16 protein-coding genes and 1 tRNA gene are annotated in these 22,150 nt (G+C 60.3%); 9 read left to right on the top strand and 8 right to left on the bottom strand.

Translation table 11 applies throughout. From position 1 onward, the window contains the following. Positions 1-384: 384 nt before the first annotated feature. The 3 genes from EWV35_RS00380 to EWV35_RS00370 all read right to left on the bottom strand — a co-directional run bounded on the left by EWV35_RS00380 (position 385) and on the right by EWV35_RS00370 (position 4,046). Complete coding sequence (locus EWV35_RS00380) at positions 385-591, bottom strand: YbdD/YjiX family protein (RefSeq protein WP_238653971.1); 207 nt, start codon at positions 589-591, stop codon at positions 385-387. A gap of 21 nt (positions 592-612) precedes the next feature. After that, positions 613-2,895, bottom strand: a complete 2,283-nt coding sequence (locus EWV35_RS00375; protein ID WP_129657156.1) for a carbon starvation CstA family protein — start codon at positions 2,893-2,895, stop codon at positions 613-615. Between the two features lie 86 nt (positions 2,896-2,981). Then, complete coding sequence (locus EWV35_RS00370) at positions 2,982-4,046, bottom strand: NAD(P)H-quinone oxidoreductase (RefSeq protein WP_129657154.1); 1,065 nt, start codon at positions 4,044-4,046, stop codon at positions 2,982-2,984. A 116-nt stretch (positions 4,047-4,162) separates the two neighbouring features. Between EWV35_RS00370 and EWV35_RS00365 the strand changes: the two genes are divergently transcribed. The 3 genes from EWV35_RS00365 (at position 4,163) to EWV35_RS00355 (ending at position 6,397) form a co-directional block, all read left to right on the top strand. After that, positions 4,163-4,250: transfer RNA gene (locus tag EWV35_RS00365), tRNA-Ser, on the top strand. Between the two features lie 251 nt (positions 4,251-4,501). Further along, positions 4,502-5,104, top strand: a complete 603-nt coding sequence (locus EWV35_RS00360; RefSeq protein ID WP_129657152.1) for a P-loop NTPase family protein — start codon at positions 4,502-4,504, stop codon at positions 5,102-5,104. Between the two features lie 21 nt (positions 5,105-5,125). After that, on the top strand, positions 5,126-6,397 hold the full coding sequence (locus EWV35_RS00355) for an FAD-dependent oxidoreductase (protein ID WP_129657150.1): 1,272 nt from the start codon (positions 5,126-5,128) through the stop codon (positions 6,395-6,397). A gap of 158 nt (positions 6,398-6,555) precedes the next feature. Here EWV35_RS00355 and araA read toward each other — a convergent pair whose 3' ends face one another. The 3 genes from araA to EWV35_RS00340 form a co-directional block, all read right to left on the bottom strand. Then, positions 6,556-8,064, bottom strand: a complete 1,509-nt coding sequence (araA, locus tag EWV35_RS00350; protein WP_129658184.1) for an L-arabinose isomerase — start codon at positions 8,062-8,064, stop codon at positions 6,556-6,558. Then, positions 8,064-8,822 carry an L-ribulose-5-phosphate 4-epimerase gene (locus EWV35_RS00345; RefSeq protein ID WP_129657148.1) on the bottom strand — a complete coding sequence of 253 codons (759 nt, stop codon included), beginning with the start codon at positions 8,820-8,822 and terminating at the stop codon, positions 8,064-8,066. Before EWV35_RS00345 ends, araA begins: the two co-directional genes overlap by 1 nt. A gap of 64 nt (positions 8,823-8,886) precedes the next feature. Beyond that, the gene (locus EWV35_RS00340; RefSeq protein ID WP_129657146.1) at positions 8,887-10,521 is read right to left on the bottom strand and encodes a xylulokinase; all 1,635 of its coding nucleotides are present in this window, start codon (positions 10,519-10,521) and stop codon (positions 8,887-8,889) included. A 309-nt stretch (positions 10,522-10,830) separates the two neighbouring features. On the opposite strand from EWV35_RS00340, the gene EWV35_RS00335 reads away from it, so the two are divergent. From EWV35_RS00335 to EWV35_RS00330, 3 genes are all read left to right on the top strand, one after another. Next, positions 10,831-11,847, top strand: a complete 1,017-nt coding sequence (locus EWV35_RS00335) for a LacI family DNA-binding transcriptional regulator (protein ID WP_165168254.1) — start codon at positions 10,831-10,833, stop codon at positions 11,845-11,847. A gap of 167 nt (positions 11,848-12,014) precedes the next feature. Continuing rightward, positions 12,015-12,158 carry a hypothetical protein gene (locus EWV35_RS13100; protein ID WP_165168252.1) on the top strand — a complete coding sequence of 48 codons (144 nt, stop codon included), beginning with the start codon at positions 12,015-12,017 and terminating at the stop codon, positions 12,156-12,158. A gap of 4 nt (positions 12,159-12,162) precedes the next feature. Continuing rightward, positions 12,163-13,617: a sugar porter family MFS transporter gene (locus EWV35_RS00330; protein ID WP_129657142.1), complete on the top strand. Its 1,455-nt coding sequence runs from the start codon at positions 12,163-12,165 to the stop codon at positions 13,615-13,617. A gap of 202 nt (positions 13,618-13,819) precedes the next feature. Here EWV35_RS00330 and EWV35_RS00325 read toward each other — a convergent pair whose 3' ends face one another. Together EWV35_RS00325 and EWV35_RS13355 are read right to left on the bottom strand one after the other, a co-directional pair. Next, positions 13,820-15,148, bottom strand: coding sequence for an NAD(P)/FAD-dependent oxidoreductase (locus tag EWV35_RS00325; RefSeq protein ID WP_274542928.1), 1,329 nt, complete (start codon positions 15,146-15,148; stop codon positions 13,820-13,822). Then, complete coding sequence (locus tag EWV35_RS13355) at positions 15,145-16,635, bottom strand: APC family permease (protein ID WP_238653969.1); 1,491 nt, start codon at positions 16,633-16,635, stop codon at positions 15,145-15,147. The genes EWV35_RS00325 and EWV35_RS13355 overlap by 4 nt, the downstream gene beginning before the upstream one ends. 1,457 nt (positions 16,636-18,092) lie before the next feature. Between EWV35_RS13355 and EWV35_RS00320 the strand changes: the two genes are divergently transcribed. The 3 genes from EWV35_RS00320 to EWV35_RS00310 all read left to right on the top strand — a co-directional run bounded on the left by EWV35_RS00320 (position 18,093) and on the right by EWV35_RS00310 (position 22,106). Beyond that, positions 18,093-18,353: a stress protein gene (locus EWV35_RS00320; RefSeq protein WP_129657138.1), complete on the top strand. Its 261-nt coding sequence runs from the start codon at positions 18,093-18,095 to the stop codon at positions 18,351-18,353. A 249-nt stretch (positions 18,354-18,602) separates the two neighbouring features. Continuing rightward, complete coding sequence (locus tag EWV35_RS00315; protein WP_129657136.1) at positions 18,603-19,790, top strand: alcohol dehydrogenase catalytic domain-containing protein; 1,188 nt, start codon at positions 18,603-18,605, stop codon at positions 19,788-19,790. A 48-nt stretch (positions 19,791-19,838) separates the two neighbouring features. Then, positions 19,839-22,106 carry a catalase gene (locus tag EWV35_RS00310; RefSeq protein WP_129657134.1) on the top strand — a complete coding sequence of 756 codons (2,268 nt, stop codon included), beginning with the start codon at positions 19,839-19,841 and terminating at the stop codon, positions 22,104-22,106. Positions 22,107-22,150: the final 44 nt, after the last annotated feature.

Raw genomic sequence — 22,150 nt, 5'->3', positions numbered from 1 at the left:
CGGCACGATGTTTCCCCCCTAGTTACCCGTGATCCGGGTAAGGCATCGCGGCGCGGGAACAAGGCCCTGAGACGGGCGCTGTTCTTCTCGGTATCCGTCTGCCTCGTTGGGTGATGGTGCCTGATTCGGTGCCGGCACCCCCACCCAACAGCACCCGGCACGGGCTACGACGTGGACCCCCTCCGCGAGGTGACACATCCGTGCTCCCGGTCCCACCTCGCCCCTCGGTCACGGAAGAACACCGAGAAGAACCAGAAGACATCCGAGGAAACTCGCCGTGACGGTTTGTCGAAAACCAAAGAAGCACCCCCGAACAACGGCGGCGCGCGCCGTTCTCCGGCCCACGGGCAGGAGAACGGCGCGCGCCGCTTTTGTGTGCAGCCGCTAGCAACACCTCGCGCCAGGGTTGGTTTCCTGGTGGTCGGTCAGCGAACGCCAATATTCTTTCTCGGTCATGGGAGGCTCGGAGTTCCCGTGGCGTCGATGGTAGTCCAGGTAGCGTTCATACTTGTCCGCGCCCAGAACACCCGAAGCGAACCGGACGATTGCGGACTTTCGGATCTTGTTCATGAGGGTCGGGGATTCTTTCATGATGTCCTCTCCGGACGGAGACTAATGTTCCGTCGCCGCCACCGTGGGCTTGTCAGCGCCGGCGTCGTACTCGGCCCACTCCTTTTCGAGGGCTCGCTCCGCCGGAGTCGGGATGAGCCCGGCTGGAGCGTAGAACTTCGATTCGACGAAGGGATCCTCGTGGTCCTTGCCGCGATGGCCGTTCATCGCGCGGATCGTCACGATCAGAGCCGCGATGACAACGATCAGTGTCAGCACCACGAACAGGATCGATAAGGTCCCCTGGACGAACGTATTCCGGACGACGGCCTCGATTTCGGCGGGCGACTTGGCCGTTCCGAATTTCTCGGCGCCCGAGTCCAGAGCTGACTTGGCAGCGGAGTAATTGGACCAGTAGCCAACCTTCGGATCGCTCGAGAAGATCTTCATCCACGAGCCGGTCACTGTGACGACGACGTCGAAGGCAAGCGGCAGAGCGATGATCCAGAGGTATTTGAATCGGCCCTTCTGCGCCGCGATGGCCAAGCAGACTGCCAAGCCGACGGCGGCGAGGAGCTGATTGGCGATACCGAACAACGGGTAGAACGTGTTGATGCCTCCCAATGGGTCGGTAACACCCAGGATCAGAATCGACCCCCATCCCGCGACCATGATCGCCGTGGTGACCCATGCGCCGACTCGCCAATGCGGATCTCGGAACTTCGGTATGAAGTTTCCGAGGGTGTCGGAAAGCATGAAGCGCGAAACACGTGTACCCGCATCCACGGCGGTGAGGATGAAGAGAGCCTCGAACATGATCGCGAAGTGGTACCAAAAGCTCATGAGGTTGAGTGACGGAATCATGGAATGCATGATTCCGGCCATGCCGACCGCGAGGGTCGGGGCGCCACCGGTTCGCGAGACAATCGTGTTCTCTCCGACTCCTTGAGCCGTCGCCGTGAGCTGCTCCGGAGAGACGTCGACGCCGGTGAGTCCGAGCGAGTTCACGAAAGCAGCGGCGCCTTCGACTGTTCCGCCGGTCGAACCTGGGCCGGCGTTCATCGCGAAGTAGATACCGCGATCCACAGTGATCGCGGCGACCAAGGCCATGATCGCCACGAATGATTCCATGCACATTCCGCCGTAACCGATGAAGCGGGCCTGGCGTTCTTTCTCGACCATCTTCGGCGTCGTACCGGAAGCGATCAGCGCGTGGAATCCGGAAAGCGCGCCGCAAGCAATGGTCACAAACAGGAATGGGAACAAGGAACCCGAGAAAACCGGGCCGTCAGACCGCGAAGCAAACTCGCTGAACGCCGGAACCGAGATCTCGGGGCGTACCACGATGATTCCGACGGCCAGCAGAATGATGGTCCCGACCTTCATGAAAGTCGAGAGGTAATCACGCGGCGCAAGAAGCAACCACACGGGCAGGACCGCGGCGATGAAACCGTAAATGATCACGAACCATGCCAGCGAGACCCGGTCAAGGGTGAAAAGCTGGATACCCAGTTCCGAGTGTCCGACCCAACCACCCACGATGATCGCCGCGAGCAGCAAGACGAATCCGATCACGGAGACTTCCATGACCTTGCCCGGTCGGATGTACCGCAGATATACGCCCATGAAGAGGGCAATCGGAATGGTCATACCTACCGAGAAGACGCCCCACGGCGACTCCCCCAACGCGTTCACCACGACGAGCGCCAAGATGGCAGTAATGATGATCATGATGGCCAGGGTTGCGACGATCGCCGCATAGCCGCCGACGACGCCGAGCTCGTCACGGGCCATTTGACCGAGTGAACGGCCTCCGCGTCGCATCGAGAAGAACAAGACCAAATAATCCTGCACGGCGCCGGCCAGGATTACACCCGCGACGATCCAAATCGTGCCTGGCAAGTAGCCCATCTGAGCGGCGAGAACCGGCCCGACGAGCGGCCCGGCCCCGGCGATGGCCGCGAAGTGGTGCCCATAGAGAACACGGCGGTCAGTCGGCATGTAGTCTTTGCCGTCTTCGTTGTACTCAGCGGGGGTAGCTCGCCGGTCGTCCGGTTTGAGGAGCTTGTTCTCGATGTATTTCGAGTAAAAGCGGTAGGCAATGAAGTAACTGCACACCGCCGCGAAAACAAACCAAATGGCGTTGACGGTTTCTCCCCGGACCAAAGCGACCATGACCCAGCTGAATCCGCCGACCAGCGCGATCAGCACCCATACGAGGATTTTCTTCCAGGTCCAGTTGGAATGCTCCTTTTCCAGGACCTCAGGATCCACGTGATTGGGTGGGCGCCCGTCGGCGGATTCAGGGGGTCGATCGACCGGGTGAGCAGATGCGGTACTACTCATCGTGAGCCTCCATTGCCTCGATAGTGTGAGCGATTTCTGCGACTCAAATCATCATGGCACATGGCGGTCGTCACGATTTATTTATTTCAGTGCATCACCAATACTGTCTTGCCCAGCTGTTCCCCTGAGTCGAAGTACTCGTGCGCGGCCTGGACATCATCGAATGCGAATCGACGTTCCACGGCGGGATCGATCAGTCCGTCGGCGATCAGCCGCCACACCGCGCCGGCCATGTTGCGCAGAATCTCGCCCTTCTTCTCAGATGTACGACCGCGCAGAGTTGTTCCGCGAACTGTGGCGCGTTTGGACATCAATCGGGCCAGATTCAGTTCGCCCGTGGGACCGCTCTGAACCGCAATCACGGTCAGCAGACCGTTGAGGCTGAGCGACTTCACATTGTCCGAGAGGTAGTCGCCTCCGACGACATCGAGGATGGCCCGGACGCCTTGGCCCTCGGTTTTTTCCTCGATCACCTCGGCGAAATTCTGGTCCCGGTAGTTGATGACCACGAGCTCTCCGAGCCGCTTAGGCTTGGTCTTGCGCTGATTGGCTTGTTCTTGCCGGGTCGCCAACTCCGTGACCCAATCGGCCTTCTCCTGGGTACCGACGGTCGTGAACACGTGGTAGCCAAGTGCACGACACAGCTGAACCGCGTGTGCGCCGATACCTCCCGTGCCGCCGTGGATGAGAACCGACTGCTCTCCGTCCTTCCGCTCCGGCCCGTCCGGGTTGAGCCCGCCGGGCCCGAAAAGATTGGACCACACGGTTGCGCCGACCTCCGGCAACGCAGCCGCATCGACAAGGTCGATTCCAGCAGGTGCCGGCAAGACTTGCGCATGATTGACGACGACCTGCGTCGAATATCCGCCCCCGGCCAGGAGCGCCACAACATTCTGGCCTTGCTTGAGGAATGAAGTCCGGGCGGCCTCGTCCCCCAAGTGCGCAATGGTTCCGGAGATCTCCAGTCCGTAAACGTTCGAAGCCCCTTCTGGCGGCGGGTATTTGCCCTTCCGCTGCATCGTATCGGCCCTGTTGAGACCGGCTCCGCTGACGTCGATCAACACATCGTCCGGTCCCACCTCGGGCGTCGGCTCTTCGGTGATGCGCAGCGCTTCCGGTCCACCGTGCTGGTTCTCTACGACGGCCTTCATCCTCTACCTGCCTTCCAACGGGGTTGCAGTCTTAGACAAGCCATAGCGACTGGCTGTACCATTGACAATCGCGCTATGGAATCGCTCGCCAGTCTAGGCGGGTAACCTGGACGCAGGGAAGCTTGTCCGAGCGGCCGAAGGAGCCGGTCTTGAAAACCGGTGTGCGGCAACCCCGTACCATGGGTTCAAATCCCATAGCTTCCGCAGTACGAGGAGCCCTCGGTTCGTTGCACATGCAACGGTCCGGGGGCATTCTCGTTCGAATACCGATCTCGGTACAGGTCAAGATGCGCAGCAACGTCGTCATTGCCCTCTCTCCGACGCAGCAAGGACCTCGAGAAAATGCCGAGGAGTCCAACAACCGTCCTGGCGGCACCGGAGCCTCGGCCCTTCAGCCGCCTTTTACGTTTCATGAGGCAAGCCAGGGTACGTCCACATTCGAAAAGGAATCGCTCATGAGTCGAATAACACCCGACCGTATCTCGACGGCGGACCGAATCCTCGTCTTGGGCGTCTCGGGGAGCGGCAAGTCCACCTCGACGCGTCGGCTGGCCTGTGCGATCTCCGCACGACCTTTCGACTTTGATGACCATGTCCTCTGGGCACCGGCCTGCGACGGAGCCTGGACACACCGGAGTCCAGCCCAACAGCGGCAACGGGCCCAAAACATCGCCGCTCATCACCGCTGGGTTCTGGCAAGTTTGGGGAGCGAATGCGCAGATGTGCTCCTACCCCGAACAGACCTCATCGTATATCTCGCCTATCCTCACCGGGTGACACTGAGCCGTTTACTCCGACGGACGCTGCGTCGCGTGCTCTTCAAGGAGAAAGCCTGCAATGGCAACCGCGAGTCCTTGTGGCGGCTGTTCACCCGGGACTCAATAATCGGGTGGTGGTGGCAGACTCGGAACAAACCCCAAACCGAAATCCCTCAGTACGACGCCGACCCAGTGGCACCCGCCATGGTCGTACTACATCACCCCCGAGAATTGAATCGCTTGGCAGAGGCCCTCGCCGCGACCTCGTCGGACGAAACAACCCTTTCCGGCGAATCCTGACCCTACGAAAGCCAGTTCATCATGAGCACCAGATCCACCAACCCGGCACACGGTCATGTACTCACAACAACGTGCGCTATCGTCGGCGGAGGCCCGGCAGGCATGGTCCTGGGGCTCTTGTTGGCCCGCGCAGGCGTTGAGGTCACGGTGTTGGAAAAACACGCGGATTTTCTGCGTGATTTCCGAGGCGACACGGTCCATCCGACGACCCTGACCCTCTTGGACGACCTCGGGCTCTTCGACCGTTTCGATCGCCTCCCCCAGTCGCATATCTCCCACGTGAAGGTCCCGGCCGAGGACGGTGCCGACGTCGTGGTGGGGGACTTCACGAGACTGCCCGTGCGTCACCCCTATATAGCTATGGTCCCGCAATGGGATCTGCTCAACCTCATTTCCGAAGCTGCCTCGCACGAGCCGCACTTCACCCTGCTCACCGAGCACGAGGCCACGGGAACTGTCCGCGAAGAAGAACGCGTCATAGGAGTCGACTTCACGGCGCCGCAAGGCAAGGGTCGACTACTGGCTGACCTTACGGTCGCCTGTGACGGTCGATGGTCCGTTGTCCGTGCATCGGTCGAACTGCCCAGCAAAGAGTTGCCCGTAGGTTTCGATATTTGGTGGTACCGCATCACGACCGAACGGAACATCGGGGAGGCTCTTCTGCCACGGACCCACAACGGACACGCGGTGATCGCAATCCCCCGGCGCGGGTACGTCCAAGTCGCACAATTGGGCCGCAAGGGAACCGACAGCAGCATCCGCGCAAGGGGCATCGAGGCTTTCCGCGCCGAAGCTGCGGATCTGCTCTCCGATCTCACGGGAGACGTCTCCAGCATCGAATCGATGGACGACGTCAAGCATCTCGATGTGCGCGTGGATCGTCTGCGAAGGTGGCATGCCCCGGGCGTCTTGTGCATCGGCGACGCTGCTCACGCCATGTCACCGGTCGGTGGGGTCGGCATCAACCTCGCGGTCCAGGATGCGGTGGCCGCGGCCCGACTTCTCGCCGGGCCGCTCCGCCGGGGTAAGCTTCTGCAAGTTCACGGAGACCGAGTACTCGCGCGCGTCCGACGGAGAAGGCTGGTGGCCACGGTGCTCACCCAGAATGTGCAACGGCTGATGCACGCCAGGATCGTCATGCCGGTGCTGAACGGGATGGAAATCCGCGTTCCGAAATTCATCAAGGTGCTCCTCAGGCGTTTCCCGGCCATAACGGCTGTCCCGGCCTACATCGTCGGGATAGGGGTCCGCCCCGAGAAGGTTCCCACGTGGGCACGGCGTGGAGGCTTCTGAGGCGGGGCCAGCTGCAATGACCGGGTAATCCGATGGTCATGCCACCAAATACTCACCAGGCACAGACCTCACGCCGTGCGAGAAAGCCTCAAACCGCACGTCACCGGCTCCGCCACCGCGGGACCTGCCGGTTCACTGTCCGGCCTCTCACTGACGAATCAGAACCCTTGGGCCACGCGGTAGTAAACGGAGTTCCACCGAAGAGTCTCCTCGAACCGGTTCACGGTAGTTCCCTCATCGATCTCCGCGAGTTCAACCTGAGCGATTTTGGCAAAATCCCGCCAAGCATCCAGGTCGACCTGTGTCGAAAGCACCGTGTGGTGGGCCGCACCGGCGGCCAACCAGCAGCTGACCGACGTCGGGAAGTCCGGCTGGGGCTGCCATACTGCGCTGGCCACGGGCAAGTTCGGCATCTCTTCGTCTGGCTGGATGACATCGACGACATTGGCGGTGAGCCTGAACCGGTCCCGAAGGTCGGACATCGCAACGACGACTCCGGGACCTGAATCCGCATTGAACTTCATTCGTACGGGAGCCTCGCGGTCCCCGATACCGAGAGGGTGTACTTCGACGGAAGGCTTCGACGTCGTCAGCGATGGGCACACCTCCAACATGTGCGCGCCGAGAATCTTCTCCTCACCACCGACCATGTTGTAGCAATAATCTTCCATGAGGCTTGCCCCGCCCGGAAGCCCGAACCCCATGACCTTGGCGATCCTGATGAGGGCACCGGTCTTCCAGTCGCCTTCTGCCCCGAAACCGTATCCATCGGCCATCAGGCGTTGGACCGCGAATCCCGGCAGCTGGCGAAGTTCGCCAAGATCCTCGAAGGTATCCGTGAACGCCGATGCTCCTGTCGCTTCCAGGAACGCGCGTATCGCAGACTCCTGGCGGGCCGCATATCGCAGGGAACTATGCGATGGACCGCTGGGCGCCAGCTCGGGAGATACGTCGTATTTCCCCAAGTATTCGTCGATCAGACCGTCCACCGTCGCCTCAGGAACGGCCGCCACGGCCTCGGCGAGTTCATTGACGGACCACGTGTTGATCGACATGCCGAATCGAATCTCGGCCTCGGTTTTGTCACCTTCAGTGACAGCGACATTGCGCATGTTGTCGCCGAAGCGGACCATCTTCATGTTCTGCGCCTCGTTCCATCCGGCTGCGGCGCGTGCCCACGCTCCGATGCGACGCGTCGTGGATTCTTCACTGACATGTCCGACCACACTCACCCGGGGAATCCCCATACGAGTGAGGATATATCCGAATTCCCGGTCGCCGTGGGCCGCCTGGTTGAGGTTCATGAAGTCCATGTCGATCGTGGGCCAGGGCAATTCCGCGGCCGCCTGGGTATGCAAATGCAATAACGGCTTACGGAGGGCCTCGAGACCCCTGATCCACATTTTGGCCGGAGAAAAGGTATGCATCCACGCCACTATTCCGATGACGTTGGGTGCGGAACCGGCTTCGAGGATCGTCTGAAGGATGGATTCGGAATCCGTGAGGACCGGCTTCCACACCACCCTGACCGGAAGGTCGGGGGATTCGTTCAGCGCAGCGACCACCGCCTGTGACTGCTGTGCCACTTGGGACAGGGTTTCTTCCCCGTAAAGGCCTTGGCTGCCCGTCAGAAACCACAGTTCCTTGGACGCGAAAGGGTTCTTCATCATGACTTTGGTGCTCCTTGACTTGAACGGATGGGATCGGGAGTCTTTTGGCCGTAGGCATTGTGGTAACGGTCGTACAAATGCTCGGCGACGTCGTCGGACAGAGCCAATGGCTCGCCGACCTGACCAGCGACCGCCATGGTCTTGGCCACCTCTTCGACCATGACCGCAGCCTTGACCGCTGCCTCTGCTGTGGGACCTATCGTGAACGGGCCGTGATTCTTCATCAGGACGGCAGGCGACCTGCTGTCCCGCAAAGTTTCGACGATTCCGCGGCCGATGGAATCGTCGCCGATAACGGCGAATGGTCCAACGGGTATCGATCCACCGAATTCGTCACCCATCATCGTCAGAGCACACGGGATTTCGCGGCCTACTGCGGCCCAAGCCGTCGCGTAGGTCGAATGCGTGTGGACGATCCCGCCTACTCCCTCCATGTGCCGGTAGACATAGGCGTGGGCCGCCGTATCTGAGGAGGGCCGATGGTGGCCTTCCACGAGGTTGCCGTCGAGATCGCACACCACCATTGAGTCCGCGGCCAGGTCCTCGTAGCGAACCCCGGACGGCTTGATCACAAAAAGATCCTCTGGGCCGGGCCCGTCCTCCGGATTCCGGATCACCCGTTCCGAAACATTTCCGGCGGTCCACACCACAAGGCGCCATCGCGGCAATTCAGCGTGCAAGTGCGCTACGCGCTCTTTGGCCTCGTCGATGGCTTCTCGGTTGGAGGAAACGGGCAAGTTCGGCTGGTGAATCATAGGTCGCAAGCTCCTCGTGCGAATCTCATGGGTCTCGGGGGGGGTGATCGTCTCGAAGGAGAACTCAACGAATGGTTCGTCCGGCAACCATTTGCACATCTGATGCATCGCGGTAACGCTGGAGGTATCGCTCGAAGCCAGCAACGTCCGAGGCTCGCGGCTCGGTCCGACGAGATACGGAAGACGCAAATATGTGCCGTTCCAAAAAGTCGGGCAGAGAATCTGCGTTCTCGGTCCCCGCAAAAGCTGCGAGCAATGCGATGCCCCAGGCGCCGCCTTCGCTGGCTTCCTCGGAGACCACGACGGGCGTCTTAGTCGCGGCCGCCAAGAATCGTTGCGCAACCCCAGCCGTCTTGAAGAGGCCTCCATGAGCGCTGAGTGTCTTCATGGCCACGTTCTCTTCACTCAGGATGTTCAGACCGATCACCAGAGGGGCGAAGATTCCGTAGATCTGAGAACGCATGAAGTTCGACAGCGTCAGGCGGCTGTCAGACGAACGCACGGTCAGGGGGCGTCCTTCTTCGAATCCCATAACCGGTTCACCGGCAACATTGTTGAAACTCAGAAGCCCGCCCGCATCGGTGTCGCCGCTCAACGCCTCAGTCAGTATGATCGAGTAGGCCTCGTCCAGATCGATGTGCTCGCGAGTGCCGAATGCGCTGGCCACCTGCGTGAAGAGGCTGACCCATTGACTGAGTTCGGATGAGCCACTATTGCAGTGGACCATGGCGACGTCGGCGCCCGCGGGGGTCGCTACCAGGTCGATTTCGTGGTGCACCTCGGACAGTTGCTTGTCCAGGACCACCATCGCAAAAATACTGGTTCCCACGCTCACGTTTCCGGTCGCCGAACGTACCGCGTTGGTGGCCACCATTCCTGTACCGGCATCGCCTTCCGGAGGACACAACGGGATTCCGGCGTGCAGTTCACCCGATGGGTCGAGGAGCCGGGCACCAGCCTCGGTCAACACGCCCGCGCACTGTCCTGCACACAGACAACGGGGCAGGACTGTTCTGAGATCCCCGGATGGCAGGTCACCGCCAAAGGCGGCGTTGAACTGTTGGATCAGACGCTCGTCGTAACCACCGGCCGCAGAATCGATCGGGAACATGCCAGAAGCGTCACCTATTCCCACGACCTTCTCCCCGGTGAGTCGCCAGTGCACGTAACCGGAAAGAGTCGTCAGGAAGGACAATCGGCTCACGTGGTCTTCTCGATCCAGCACGGCCTGACGAAGATGCGCGATGGACCACCGCAAGGGAATATTGATCTGGAAGAGGTCGGTGAGTTCCTCGGCGGCGGCCGCCGTGGTCGTGTCCCGCCACGTCCGGAACGGGACGAGCAGCTCATCCCGAGAATCGAAAGCCAGGTATCCGTGCATCATCGCGGAGACACCGAGGGCCCTGAATGATCTCGGAGCCACTGCGTAGTTCTCTCTCAATCCGGCGACAAGGTCCGCGTAACTGGCCGCCACGCCCGCCCACACGTCGTCGAGGTCGTAGCTCCAGTGTTCGTCGACACGGTGGCTCTCCCAGAAGTGGATCCCGGTGCCGATCGTCGTCCCGTCGGACAGGACCGCGCACGATTTGATCCTGGTCGACCCGAGCTCGATGCCCAAATAAGCATCACCGTTCTCCAGAGCTACGCGGGCCGCCTTCCTCGTTTCATTGATGTTTGCATTCCGGTCGTCCCGCGTCATATGGAAACTTTCCGTGGTCTTTCAGTTGGGAGAAAACGACTCCGTCGTCGCCCCCAGGGTGATGTTATCGCTAACATTTGCGACGTAGGTCTCATCCTGCAACAAGTTGGCCACCTTGGCAAGCACCGATCCATCACATACTGGGCGCATCCAGCGTCCGGAGAAGCCGGTCCGGACCACTGTTTCCATTACCGTTGGACTAAAGAACGCCCGTCCTCGACCCGCTTGAAGGCCATTGCAGCCACTTCGCCACCGAAGGAAAGCTGCCCGCGCCCACGGCGGTCAATGACACCTGGAGAAAAACACCTCATGGCCGCATCACACCGTCCGAGCATGGCCGAAGTCGCCCAACTCGCCAAGGTATCCCACCAAACGGTGTCCCGCGTGATCAACGGTTTCCCAGGCGTACGCCCCCAGACACGAGAGCGCGTCGAACAAGCAATTCGCGAAACCGGTTACCGCCGCAATCATGCCGCGCGAACCCTGGTGACCAACAAATCCGGCCTCATCGGCGTCGTAACGAGTGGCTCCGCCCTCTTCGGACCAGTCAACACGCTGGTGGGAATCGAAGAAGCCGCGCGACTTCACAACTATTCCACACTGCTGACAACGCTTCGCGAAGGATCCAAGGCCGAATTCGACGCCGTCGTGGGGCAGCTTCTCGATCGTGGGGTCGAAGCAATAGTCACCATTGCCGCTCATGAAGAACTCGTCCACTACGCAGGTGCCACATCCATTGGGGTCCCACTCATCGTGGTCGGCCCGAGTCGCACCGAAGTCTCCGATCTGAGCACGATGAGCGTGAACCAGGAACACGGAATGAGACTGGCCGTCCAGCACATCGCTTCGCTCCACCACAAACAAATCCTCCTCCTGAGCGGGCCCCACCACTGGATCGACGCCCAGCAACGCCTCCGAGCAGCCACCGACGAGTGCACAAAGTTGGCGGTGAGCTTCGAGACGATCGAAGGAGATTGGTCCCCGGAATGTGGGTACAGCATCGCCACGAACCTCTTGTCTCGCACCGACAAGCCTCGGCCAACCGCCATCCTCTCCGCCAACGACGCGATGGCCCTGGGCGCCTTGGCCGCATTCAGGGACGGAGGGTGGAGCGTTCCGGAAGACATCAGCGTGATGGGTTTCGACGACCTCCCTGAGTCGGGATACTTCCAACCGCCGCTCACAACCGTCCATCAGGATTTCCGCACTCTGGGTGGGCGTGTGGTCGCCGCCCTGGTCGCCCAGATCCAAGACGCACCGGCAGACCCGACACCCGTCGACCCCACCCTCGTGATCCGTCGCTCGACCGCATCGCCGGGGGCCTGACCCGCTCATCGAAGGGACGCCCGGAGGAAGCATTGACAAGCCCTAAAAATGTGAACTAGCCTACACATCAACGTAAATGTTAGCGCTCTCATTTGGCCAGACAGTCTCCCTGACCGTCAAACATCTGCGTACAACACGGAAAGGGCAGTGCGTCAGCGTGGACAACTGTGCGTCAGAAGAGTCCGTCACCGACCGCATGCACGGCTTCGGCCATTGTGGGCAACATCGGGCTCGTCGACGTCGTCGACTCACGAGCATGTGCTCCCTTCCTCGACGATGAAAAGTGGGCCGAATGGGCTCACGAGGAGTGAGATCATGCCCGCAGCAGATCACAAGATTTCCAGCAAATTCATATACTTCTTCGGTTCGTTCGGTGGCATCCTCTTCGGGTACGACATCGGCGTCATGACCGGCGCCCTACCGTTTCTGCAGAACGATTGGGAGCTGCACGACAATGCGACAGTCATCGGATGGATCACCTCCGGTGTGATGTTCGGAGCCATTTTTGGCGGCGCCCTTGCCGGGCAACTCTCCGACCGTTTCGGCCGCCGAAAGATGATTCTGGCTTCAGCCCTCGTTTTCGTGGCGGGATCGATCCTGTGCGGAATCGCGCCCCACCAGGGAGAGTTCTATCTGGTACTGATGCGAATCTTCCTCGGCCTCGCCGTGGGCGCGGCGTCTGCCCTGGTCCCCGCGTACATGTCCGAATTGGCTCCGGCCAAGCTCCGCGGACGCCTGTCGGGGCTCAACCAGACAATGATCGTTTCCGGCATGCTGATTTCATATCTTGTGGATTTCTTCCTCAAAGACCTCCCCGAGGCCGGAGCCTGGAGAACCATGCTCATCATGGCAGCCGTTCCGGCCATCATCCTGTACTTCGGCGTCCTCCGTCTGCCCGAGTCCCCGCGTTTCCTGGTCAAGCACGGTAAGGACCAGGAAGCTCTCCGGGTCTTGGGCTTCATCCGCAAGGGCGATGACATCACGAGGGAACTCACCCTGATCAAGGAGACAGCACAGCTCGAGTCCCGGGCACAGAAGTCGACATCCTTTGCGACCTTGTTCAACGGCAAGTATCGGTATCTTGTCATCGCGGGGGTCGGCATCGCCGCATTCCAGCAATTCCAGGGTGCCAACGCGATCTTCTACTATATCCCGCTGATCGTGGAGACGGCCACGGGAAGTTCTGCCAGTAGCGCTCTCCTGTGGCCCATTGTCCAGGGCGTCATCCTGGTCCTGGGCTCCCTTTTGTTCTTGGTGATCGCGGACAAGTTCAACCGACGAACCTTCCTCATCATGGGTGGGCTCGTCATGGGTCTCTCATTCATCCTGCCGGCCCTGATCAATACCGTGTTCAGCGATGTGAACCCCATGATGATCGTGGTCTTCCTGAGCCTTTACGTGGCGTTCTACTCCTTCACCTGGGCACCCTTGACCTGGGTGATTGTGGGCGAGATCTTTCCGCTGGTCATCCGCGGACGTTCGAGTGGGGTGGCCTCGTCGTTCAACTGGATCGGCTCCTTTGCGGTTGGTTTGCTCTTCCCGATCATGACGGCGTCCATGCCGCAAGAAGCCGTGTTCGCGATTTTCGGAGTCATCTGCATCCTCGGAGTGCTATTCGTGAAGTTCTTCGTCCCGGAGACGCGAGGCCGCACGTTGGAAGACATCGAGACCAACTCGATGCCGATCCAACAGGTCCGTCAGGAGCAGGCGACGGTGACCAACGACTTCGACAGGACGGAAGAGACTACCTCGGACCAGTCTCGTCCGTGACGTTCTTCGGCCGAGCAAGGACCGAGAGCGGGCCACGGAAACGGTCCGCTCACGGTCCTCGCTCAGACCATCGTCGCGCAGACCAGGCGCGCAACGTGCAGAACGACGGCCCCGGGGGGGGGGGGGCTAGTTGGTCTGGATGCACCTCACACCAGGCCGGTTCACCGCGGCGAGGAAGACTTCTCTGGTTGTTCAGGGACGCTCAAGCAAGTTCACGAATCAACTGTCGAGAAGTCGAGAGCCCGGTCTCGATTGCCCCGTCCACGACGACGCCGCGCCATCCCTTGGCCCAGTCGGCTCCGGCGAAACGCAAGCGGGTCCCGGTTTCGTGGAAATGATGCCACCCGTTGGTGAACTGTCCTTTCTTGAGCGTCGCCCATGCCTGGCCGCTCCACTTGTCCGCGACCCAATCGTGCCCGGTGCAGTCCACTACTTCCAGATCAGGCCGCCACTGATCCACGATCTTTTGGGCCGATCTCGGGTCGCTCACATCGACTTGGTCATGCTGGGACCCGAAGCAGACACAGATGGTATCGCCGTCGGGCAGAAAGTACTCGCTGCGCAGAAGCGCTCCCCGGGCGGGGGTCGGTGCGTAGCCGAAGATGCTGTGATGCCCCTTGATCTTGATCCACGTCTTGCATCCGGTGGAATTCCATTTTTCCTTGAGCACCGACCTCATGGCCGGCGGCAGTCCGGGCTCGAACTCGATGTTCCCCAGAGCACCCAGCGGAACAGTGACGATCACGGCGTCACAGGCAATGGATTCACCATTCTCCAGGGTGACGACGGATGAGGAAGCGTCATGACGGATTTTGCTGACGGGCGTGTTCAGCCGTAGCGGACAGTTCAGGTCTTGGGCGATGTTCTGATAGATACCGCGCATGCCATTGGTGAGCTTGAACCTCAGGGTTTGGTCGTCCATGAGGGATTGCCGGTGGTCCGACAAAGCGACCCATTGTTTGGCCATGAGCGACGAACCTCGGTTCGGATCGCCGATGTAACCTGCCGACCAGTAGGAATCGCAGAGGTCGATCTCTTCCTGGCTGAAGTCCCCCTGGCGCAGAATATCCAGAACGCTCGTCTGATCCGCGGCGAGAAAACGCTCACGGATTCCCGCCGGACCGTCAAACTCATTCGACAGAACGTACAACGGATTATGAGGGTATGGGAAGAACTCCTTCGCCGCCTCAAAAATCGCGTTCATTGGCCGTTCCATCAAACGGTCGATGTCGGCTTCGCTGCCTGACCGCACTTCACCGTTGGTTACCCAGTAGGCCTGATCCGCGTAAGGGCTGGGGTAGATCGTTTGGCCGTAGCGCGTTATCTCGCTCCACACGTGGGGCTGCATCCAATGGACCCACGTCGCACCCATTTCGAGGGTGTGCCCCATCCGTTCATCGGTCCAGGCCCGGCCGCCGAGGCGGTCACGGGCTTCGACGACTTCGACCTCGAAGCCCGCCGCTTGCAGTTCGCGCGCAGCCACTAGCCCGGAGAATCCGGCACCGACGACGACGACATGGGGATTGGTCATGAGAAGTTCCTTTCTGAGGGAAGAGGTATTTCGGAGGGTTCGTTCACACGGTCGAGACCTTTGGTCGCCAACCCAGTTTCTGGTCGTCGGCGAATAATGACCTGTCCCCAGATCAGTCCCAGGACCCCCGAAACGATGATGATGCCCGGCATGATGAACACCAGAGCCGAGGGGTTGTCTGGACCGATCATGAGGTCGAAATTCACGAGGATGAGTAGGGCCACAGTCCCTAAACCGAGGGTCGCCAAGGATGGCGCTATGTACCGGGTGAAAGGACCATGCCCTTGGGGATTGCGGAGAAACCAAACAAGGATCGCCACCGAGGTAACGGCGAGCAGAAATACGAGCCCAAAGGCTGCAGCGTTGGTGAGCCAGGTGAACAAGGTCGTGATGGGAAACATCTCCCCCGTATCGGATCCGGCACCGAGGAATGCAAAAACGACGACGACGATCAGGGCCAACACGGACTGTGCCAGGGAGCCGCCAACGGGCGCCCCTGCCCGCCCGGACTTGGCGAGTGGGCGAGGCAGTACTCCCGACCGGCCGAGGGCGAAGAAGTACCGCGCAGCGGCATTGTGGAAAGCGATCAAGGCCGCGAGCAAGCTCGTGACGAACAAAATGTTGGAGATTTCCGAGAGGGCGGGTGCGAGCCGAGAAAGCCATACGAAGATGAGGTCGGGTCCGAACTCGGCAGCCTGTTGGTTGATCGCGCCAGGTCCGATACCCATGGCCAAGCACCACGACGACAATGCATAGAACACGGCGATAATGCCGACAGCGATGAACGTCGCTCGAGAAACCGTCCTGCGCGGATCCTTGGCCTCTTCGGAATAGATCGCTCCCGATTCGAACCCCATGAATGAGGCCACGCCAAAAGCCAGAAGGACGCCTATTCCGTGGGTGAAAAAATCTCCGGGTCTGATGGTTTGAGCTGAGAGGCCCTCAGGAGCAGTAAACAGACCGAGGACGCAGACGACGATGACGACGAGGAATTCGAGGCTGACGAGCACTCCCAGTACTTTGACCGACAGGTCCACATTGTTGACGCCCAGCGCACCGACAATGAGCCAGCCCATGAGAGCCGCACCCCACCAGGGGAAACTAAACCCTGTCCAGCTGCTGAGCAAGGTTGCGAAGGAGAACCCGAACAGCCCGTACAGTCCGATCTGCATCATGTTGTAGGACACGAGCGCGAGAATTGCGGCCCCGATTCCTTGCCGACCGCCAAGACCTTCCGTGATGTAGGCGTAGAAAGCCCCTGCGTTGTGGATGTGTCCGCTCATGGCTCCGTAGCCGATCGCGAAGAGCATCAGGATGATGCCGAGAGCGAGATAGCAAAGGGGCACACCGAGGCGCCCCGAAACGGCGAAGCTCGTCGGAACACCACCGGCCAGCACCGTCAGCGGAGCCGAGGCGGCGATGATCATGAATACCAGTGAACCGGTGGAAAGATGTCGAGCGCCGAGCCGCGAGGATCTCTCTGTCATGGGAACCTCCCTTGTGAGTGAAGAACACTCCATCAACTGTGCGCCACGACACACCGGTTGCGGTTGTGCCTGCGTGCTGAGGGGTTGGCCGTCAGTGCCTTGCATGCTGTGCACAAATGTCAGCCCATGGCCGGAGGCGAAAACGGCAAGGCCGCCCCGAGGCCCGCCATGACTGCGGCGAGAAGAAAACGCCAACACGTCGGTCGCTCGATCGACGACATTTCTGCCCAAGCGGGTCTCATCGACTTGACCATCGACAGATACGTTCGCGGCTCACCTCGCCAGAGCGATTGGGTCACGGCTATGGGGGGGGCATCGAACGCAATCACAATTCGGCGAATGAGGTACCCGGCGGGGTACCGGTTTTCGACCATTTGATCGAGAAGCAAAGTGAACTCGAAGGGTGCGGGACTCGAATATGGGCGTGTACGGTAGAGGTCATCTTGCAGGACGGTTCGTCACGAACGTTGCGAACCCACGCCCAAACCTTTCGAATATCCCGTGCTCGCCCTGGGTCTATTCGCCCAGGTGCCCGAGTTTTTGAGAAGCCGCGTCCTCTTGGTCAGTAACCTCTATTTCCCAGCCACAAGTGCAGACCACTTCGAAACCGGTCGGAGACAGAGATTCTGTCACCGGATGAATTTCCACGCCATGGTCCATCCCACGATGGTGTCACATCCCGCTTCCGGAACCATGTCTCTGGATCTAAAAATGATGTCGCATCTTCCGGCCCCTGAGGCACATACGAACCCTTTGGCCGCGCGCTCCGCCCCCCCTGCGAGGCCCCGGCACGCCACCGAGCGCTGTCTTCGACACCCTCAGGAGACCTCTCCGGGAATTTTCACCCCATCCCCGCCCCTGGCCCGGCCGCATGGCCTGTGAAGCACACTGCCGGAATTGCGACCACACCCTGGCCGCCACAACAATATACTCGCGACCCAAAAACAACCTCGAAACTGTTACCCACCGGTACAGGATCGGCCTCATTGTTTATTGTTACGGACACTCAAACGAAGAAAATGCGCCCGAACAGCATATTCGTAGTGGCAGACAGCACTGAACCGCACGGTAACCAAAGCATGACTAACCCGAATGATAAGCGTTTCCGACGCAGCTTTTTTCTTTTTGGGATATAGCTTTTAAAGCTCGACGGCACAATATCCGTGATCCGTGCGAGGGGCATCTCCGGCAAAACATGTGCGCTTCAGCTCGAGATTCCAAGGCCGAGAAGCCGATCGAGAGAGAACGGCCCCTCGACTCCTCTACACGTGACAGCCATTTCTCAGGCGATGAGAATCTCGATTCGTAAACAAATTTTCGGGCCGAATCTTCGAGGCGGAAACAAATTCGGCCGAGAAAATCCTGGAAGGCGCTTGATAAAGAAGCTGCGAGAGAGTTTCATGGATCATGAAGTGTACGGCCTAAGAAAACCTCCCGGTATTGGAAATGGCATGATTATGGCTGACAAAAACAACCCTGGACTGTTCGGAAACCGCGAGGACACCAAAGAACAAGCCCATAAGGGCGGCGAGCAGAGCGCCGGAAGCTTCGGAAGCAAGACCACTGCCGACCCGCGAGGAGCCGGTCGGGAAAGTACCGGAAGTTTTGGCGCGCAAAACTCGGCCGACCCGCATGAGACCGGCGGAGAGGGTGCTGCGGCCCAGTCCACGGAGGACAAGGCCAAGGGCGGCCGACACAGCGGCAATCAGTCCGGCTAAGCCTTCCTGACGGACGAGTCGGCGGGCGGAGGAGACACGGGAGTTCCCCGGATTCCCGCACACCAGAATTTTCCGACTTCTCACGGGAAATTCTCGTCCGTCCGGTCCGGGGACGAGACCAACAGCGTCCTGGCCGGTCACATATCGATCCTCATCACACACAAGTTCAAGGACACAGCCTCCCGGGCGAACCTAGTGTTCAGCTGCCCGACGGAACGGGGGCGGTTCCCCTCAGGAAGAAGGCCAATCATGAGAGCAGTAACGTGGCAAGGCAAACGCAACGTCAGTGTGGAGGACGTACCGGACCCGACCCTGCAGCTAAACGACGACGCGATCATTCGTATCACTTCGACCGCAATCTGCGGTTCTGACCTCCACCTCTACGAGGTGCTCGGGCCATTCATGGACCAAGGCGACATCGTGGGTCACGAGCCTATGGGCGTCGTCGAGGAAGCAGGGTCGGAGACGAACCTGAGCGTGGGATCACGGGTCGTCATTCCGTTCACCATTTCCTGCGGTCGGTGCTGGATGTGCCGGCGAGGCTTGTACTCCCAATGTGAAACGACCCAGGTCACCTCTGCAGGCAGTGGCGCTCAACTCTTCGGCTTTTCACGGCTGTACGGATCGGTTCCCGGCGGCCAGGCTGAGTACCTGCGGGTCCCGCACGCCGACTTCGGTCCTCTTGAGATCGGCAGCGTCGAAGACGGGCGCGAAGCACCGGACGAGCGATACCTTTTCTTGAGCGACATTCTTCCGACCGCTTGGCAGGCCGTCCAGTATGCCGATGTCCCGCCCGAGGGAACCATGGTGGTCTTTGGCCTGGGCCCGGTCGGACAGTTCGCGGCGCGTATTGGCGTACACCTGGGATATACGGTCTTCGCGACGGACCCAGTACCGGAAAGGCGTCAGATGGCGGAGCGCCACGGCGTGACGGCTCTGGCACCCGCCGACGAAGCTTACGAAAAGATCAAAGACGCCACCGAGGGCCGCGGACCAGACGCAATCGTCGACGCCGTCGGGATGGAAAGCCACGATTCTCCCGCAGGAAAGCTCGCGCACCAGGCTTCGAACCTGCTTCCGGACAAGGTCGCCCGCGGCGTGATGAAGCACGCCGGTGTGGATCGGCTTTCGGCGTTGCACGATGCCATCTCGCTGGTGCGGCGCGGCGGCACGCTGTCCTTGAGCGGCGTCTACGGCGGCCAAGCGAGCCCCATGCCGCTGCTGCAGATGTTCGACAAGCAACTGCAGATTCGGATGGGCCAGTGCAACGTCAAGCATTGGATCGACGACCTCTTGCCCCTGGTTGAGGATCCGAAAGATCCCTTGGGCGTGGAAGACCTCGTCACGCATTCGCTTCCACTGGAACAAGCACCGGAAGGGTATGACATGTTCCAGAAGAAGACGGACGGCTGCATCAAGGTCGTCCTCAAGCCATAGACCTGACCACCGAACACTCACGGGTCAACCAAGGGAAAGGCAATAAAAATGTCACACCATCAGCAAGATCACTCGCAAGCAGACGAGCCTGCAAAGGGTCAGAACCCTCAACCGAACCTTACTCCGCCGCCAGGCCGTCCCAACCTCGAAGACCCTTCGGCCGAAGAGCCGACTAATCCCCAGCCTCCGTGGGGTGCCAGTGGAGATCAGCACAAGGTCGTGCCACGCACACCAACGGGAGAAGTGGCCAACGAGGATCCCGATTCGATTGCTCAGCACGGTTCATTCCTGACGACGTCCGCAGGCTCCCGACTGCAGGACACCGATCACTCGCTCAAGGCCGGAGAACGCGGCCCGACCCTGCTTCAGGATCACCACTTCAGAGAAAAGATCACGCACTTCGATCACGAACGTGTACCGGAACGAGTGGTCCACGCCCGTGGTGCCGGCGCCCACGGGTTCTTCGAGGCTTACGGCAATGCGGAATCGGTCACCAGGGCAGGGTTCCTGGCTCAGGGCAAGAGGACACCGGTATTCGTGCGGTTCTCAACGGTCCTGGGATCCCGGGGGTCCGCCGACTCGGTGCGGGACACTCGCGGTTTCGCGACCAAGTTTTACACCGAAGAAGGCACCTTCGACCTGGTGGGAAACAACATCCCGGTGTTCTTCATCCAGGATGCCATCAAGTTCCCGGATGTCATCCACGCGGGCAAACCTCACCCGGACCGTGAGATCCCGCAGGCGCAGAGCGCCCACGACACGTTCTGGGACTTCGTCTCCTTGCACACCGAAGCACAACATCACACGATGTGGAACATGTCCGACCGTGGGATCCCTCGTTCGTACCGAATGATGGAGGGCTTTGGGATCCACACGTTCCGGCTGCAGAATGCGTCGGCAGAGACGTGCCTGGTGAAATTCCATTGGAAGCCCAAGCTGGGTGTTCATTCCATGACGTGGGAAGAAGCCCAGATCACCGGGGGCATGGATCCCGACTTCCACCGCAGAGACTTAGCCGACGCCATCGAGCCCGGCGCCTATCCGGAATGGGAACTGGGAATTCAGGTCTTCGAGGACACTGTCGAACAGATGTATGAAGGAATTGACCTCCTCGACCCCACCAAGATCGTCCCGGAAGAAAAGGTGCCGGTTCAGCTCATCGGCCGGATGGTCCTCAATTCCAACCCGCGCAATTATTTCGAGGAGACCGAACAGGTCGCATTCCACCCCGGTCATCTGCCGCCAGGCATCGACGTCACCGACGACCCTTTGTTGCAGGGGCGTCTGTTCTCATACATTGACACGCAGCTGACCCGCCTCGGCGGGCCGAACTTCAATCAATTGCCCATCAACCGACCGCATGCCCCCGTCAACGACATGTTCCGAGACGGGTACGGGCAGCAGGCCGACCATACCGGCGTCGCGCCCTACAAGCCGAATTCCTTGGACGGCAATAATCCATTTGCCGCAACGGAAGCCGATGGGGCCTTCACGGACCTGCCCGTTACCGTTGCCGAGTCGGTCAAGACCCGCGCAGCTCCCGCGAGCTTCGACGACCACTTCAGTCAGGTCAGACTGTTTTGGAATAGTTTGACCGACATCGAAAAGGACCACGTCGTAGGTGCCTATTCATTCGAGCTCGGAAAATGCTACGAAACGGCAATCCAGAAGCGTCAGGTGCAGAATCTCGCCCGGATCGACAAGTCGCTGTGTCAGCAAGTAGCGGACAGCCTGGGCCTGCCCACGCCTGATGCCCACGGGCTTGCGCAAACCGGCGACGACCGCAGCCCTGCCTTGTCGCAGATCAGGGGCACATGGCCCGTGAACGGTCGGGTCATCGGCATTATCGTGGATCCTCAAGACGCTCCGGAAGGATTGGCTGGCCTCCATGAGAGCATCGTCGAATCCTCCATGGTCCCGAACATCGTGTCCACCCGCGGCGGCGAAGTCTTCGGCGTACCCGTCACCAAAACTCTCACGACCGTCCGCTCCGTGGAATTCGACGCGATCATCCTGGCGGGTGCACCGTCCAAGAAAGCGGCGGACTCCGAACGTCAGGATGCCAAAACCGGAGTCCGAACCGGCTCCGGCCTCGATCCTCGCGTGGATCTGCTGCTCGACGAGTCATGGAGGCATGGCAAGGCGATCGGCGCTTGGGGACCCGGGGCGAATGCCCTGCGCGGCGCCGGATATTCGCTCGACGATCCGGGCATCGTCACGGGCTCAGGCCCTGACGAGGTGTTGAAAGGAATTACCGACTTGCTGGGCAAGCATCGCGTGTGGGAGCGGTTCGAGACCACGAGCGGTTCCGTCTAAACGGAATCTTCGGGGCAAATACAACGGATTCTCGGGTGGCCGTT

This window comes from Rothia uropygialis, from assembly GCF_004137765.1.
Lineage (GTDB): Bacteria > Actinomycetota > Actinomycetes > Actinomycetales > Micrococcaceae > Rothia.
Note: the sequence above shows the minus strand (reverse complement) of the source record. Positions and strands in the feature narration are given on the sequence as shown.

Bases quoted from the DNA above. Each gene is read 5' to 3' on its own strand.
- EWV35_RS00335 (WP_165168254.1), top strand. From the start codon at position 10,831: ATGGCCGCATCACACCGTCCGAGCATGGCCGAAGTCGCCCAACTCGCC.
- EWV35_RS00355 (WP_129657150.1), top strand. From the start codon at position 5,126: ATGAGCACCAGATCCACCAACCCGGCACACGGTCATGTACTCACAACA.
- EWV35_RS00360 (WP_129657152.1), top strand. From the start codon at position 4,502: ATGAGTCGAATAACACCCGACCGTATCTCGACGGCGGACCGAATCCTC.
- EWV35_RS00375 (WP_129657156.1), bottom strand. From the start codon at position 2,895: ATGAGTAGTACCGCATCTGCTCACCCGGTCGATCGACCCCCTGAATCC.
- EWV35_RS00325 (WP_274542928.1), bottom strand. From the start codon at position 15,148: ATGACCAATCCCCATGTCGTCGTCGTCGGTGCCGGATTCTCCGGGCTA.
- EWV35_RS00330 (WP_129657142.1), top strand. From the start codon at position 12,163: ATGCCCGCAGCAGATCACAAGATTTCCAGCAAATTCATATACTTCTTC.
- EWV35_RS00320 (WP_129657138.1), top strand. From the start codon at position 18,093: ATGGCTGACAAAAACAACCCTGGACTGTTCGGAAACCGCGAGGACACC.
- EWV35_RS00315 (WP_129657136.1), top strand. From the start codon at position 18,603: ATGAGAGCAGTAACGTGGCAAGGCAAACGCAACGTCAGTGTGGAGGAC.
- EWV35_RS00310 (WP_129657134.1), top strand. From the start codon at position 19,839: ATGTCACACCATCAGCAAGATCACTCGCAAGCAGACGAGCCTGCAAAG.
- EWV35_RS13355 (WP_238653969.1), bottom strand. From the start codon at position 16,635: ATGACAGAGAGATCCTCGCGGCTCGGCGCTCGACATCTTTCCACCGGT.
- araA (WP_129658184.1), bottom strand. From the start codon at position 8,064: ATGAAGAACCCTTTCGCGTCCAAGGAACTGTGGTTTCTGACGGGCAGC.
- EWV35_RS00345 (WP_129657148.1), bottom strand. From the start codon at position 8,822: ATGATTCACCAGCCGAACTTGCCCGTTTCCTCCAACCGAGAAGCCATC.
- EWV35_RS00370 (WP_129657154.1), bottom strand. From the start codon at position 4,046: ATGAAGGCCGTCGTAGAGAACCAGCACGGTGGACCGGAAGCGCTGCGC.
- EWV35_RS00380 (WP_238653971.1), bottom strand. From the start codon at position 591: ATGAAAGAATCCCCGACCCTCATGAACAAGATCCGAAAGTCCGCAATC.
- EWV35_RS00340 (WP_129657146.1), bottom strand. From the start codon at position 10,521: ATGACGCGGGACGACCGGAATGCAAACATCAATGAAACGAGGAAGGCG.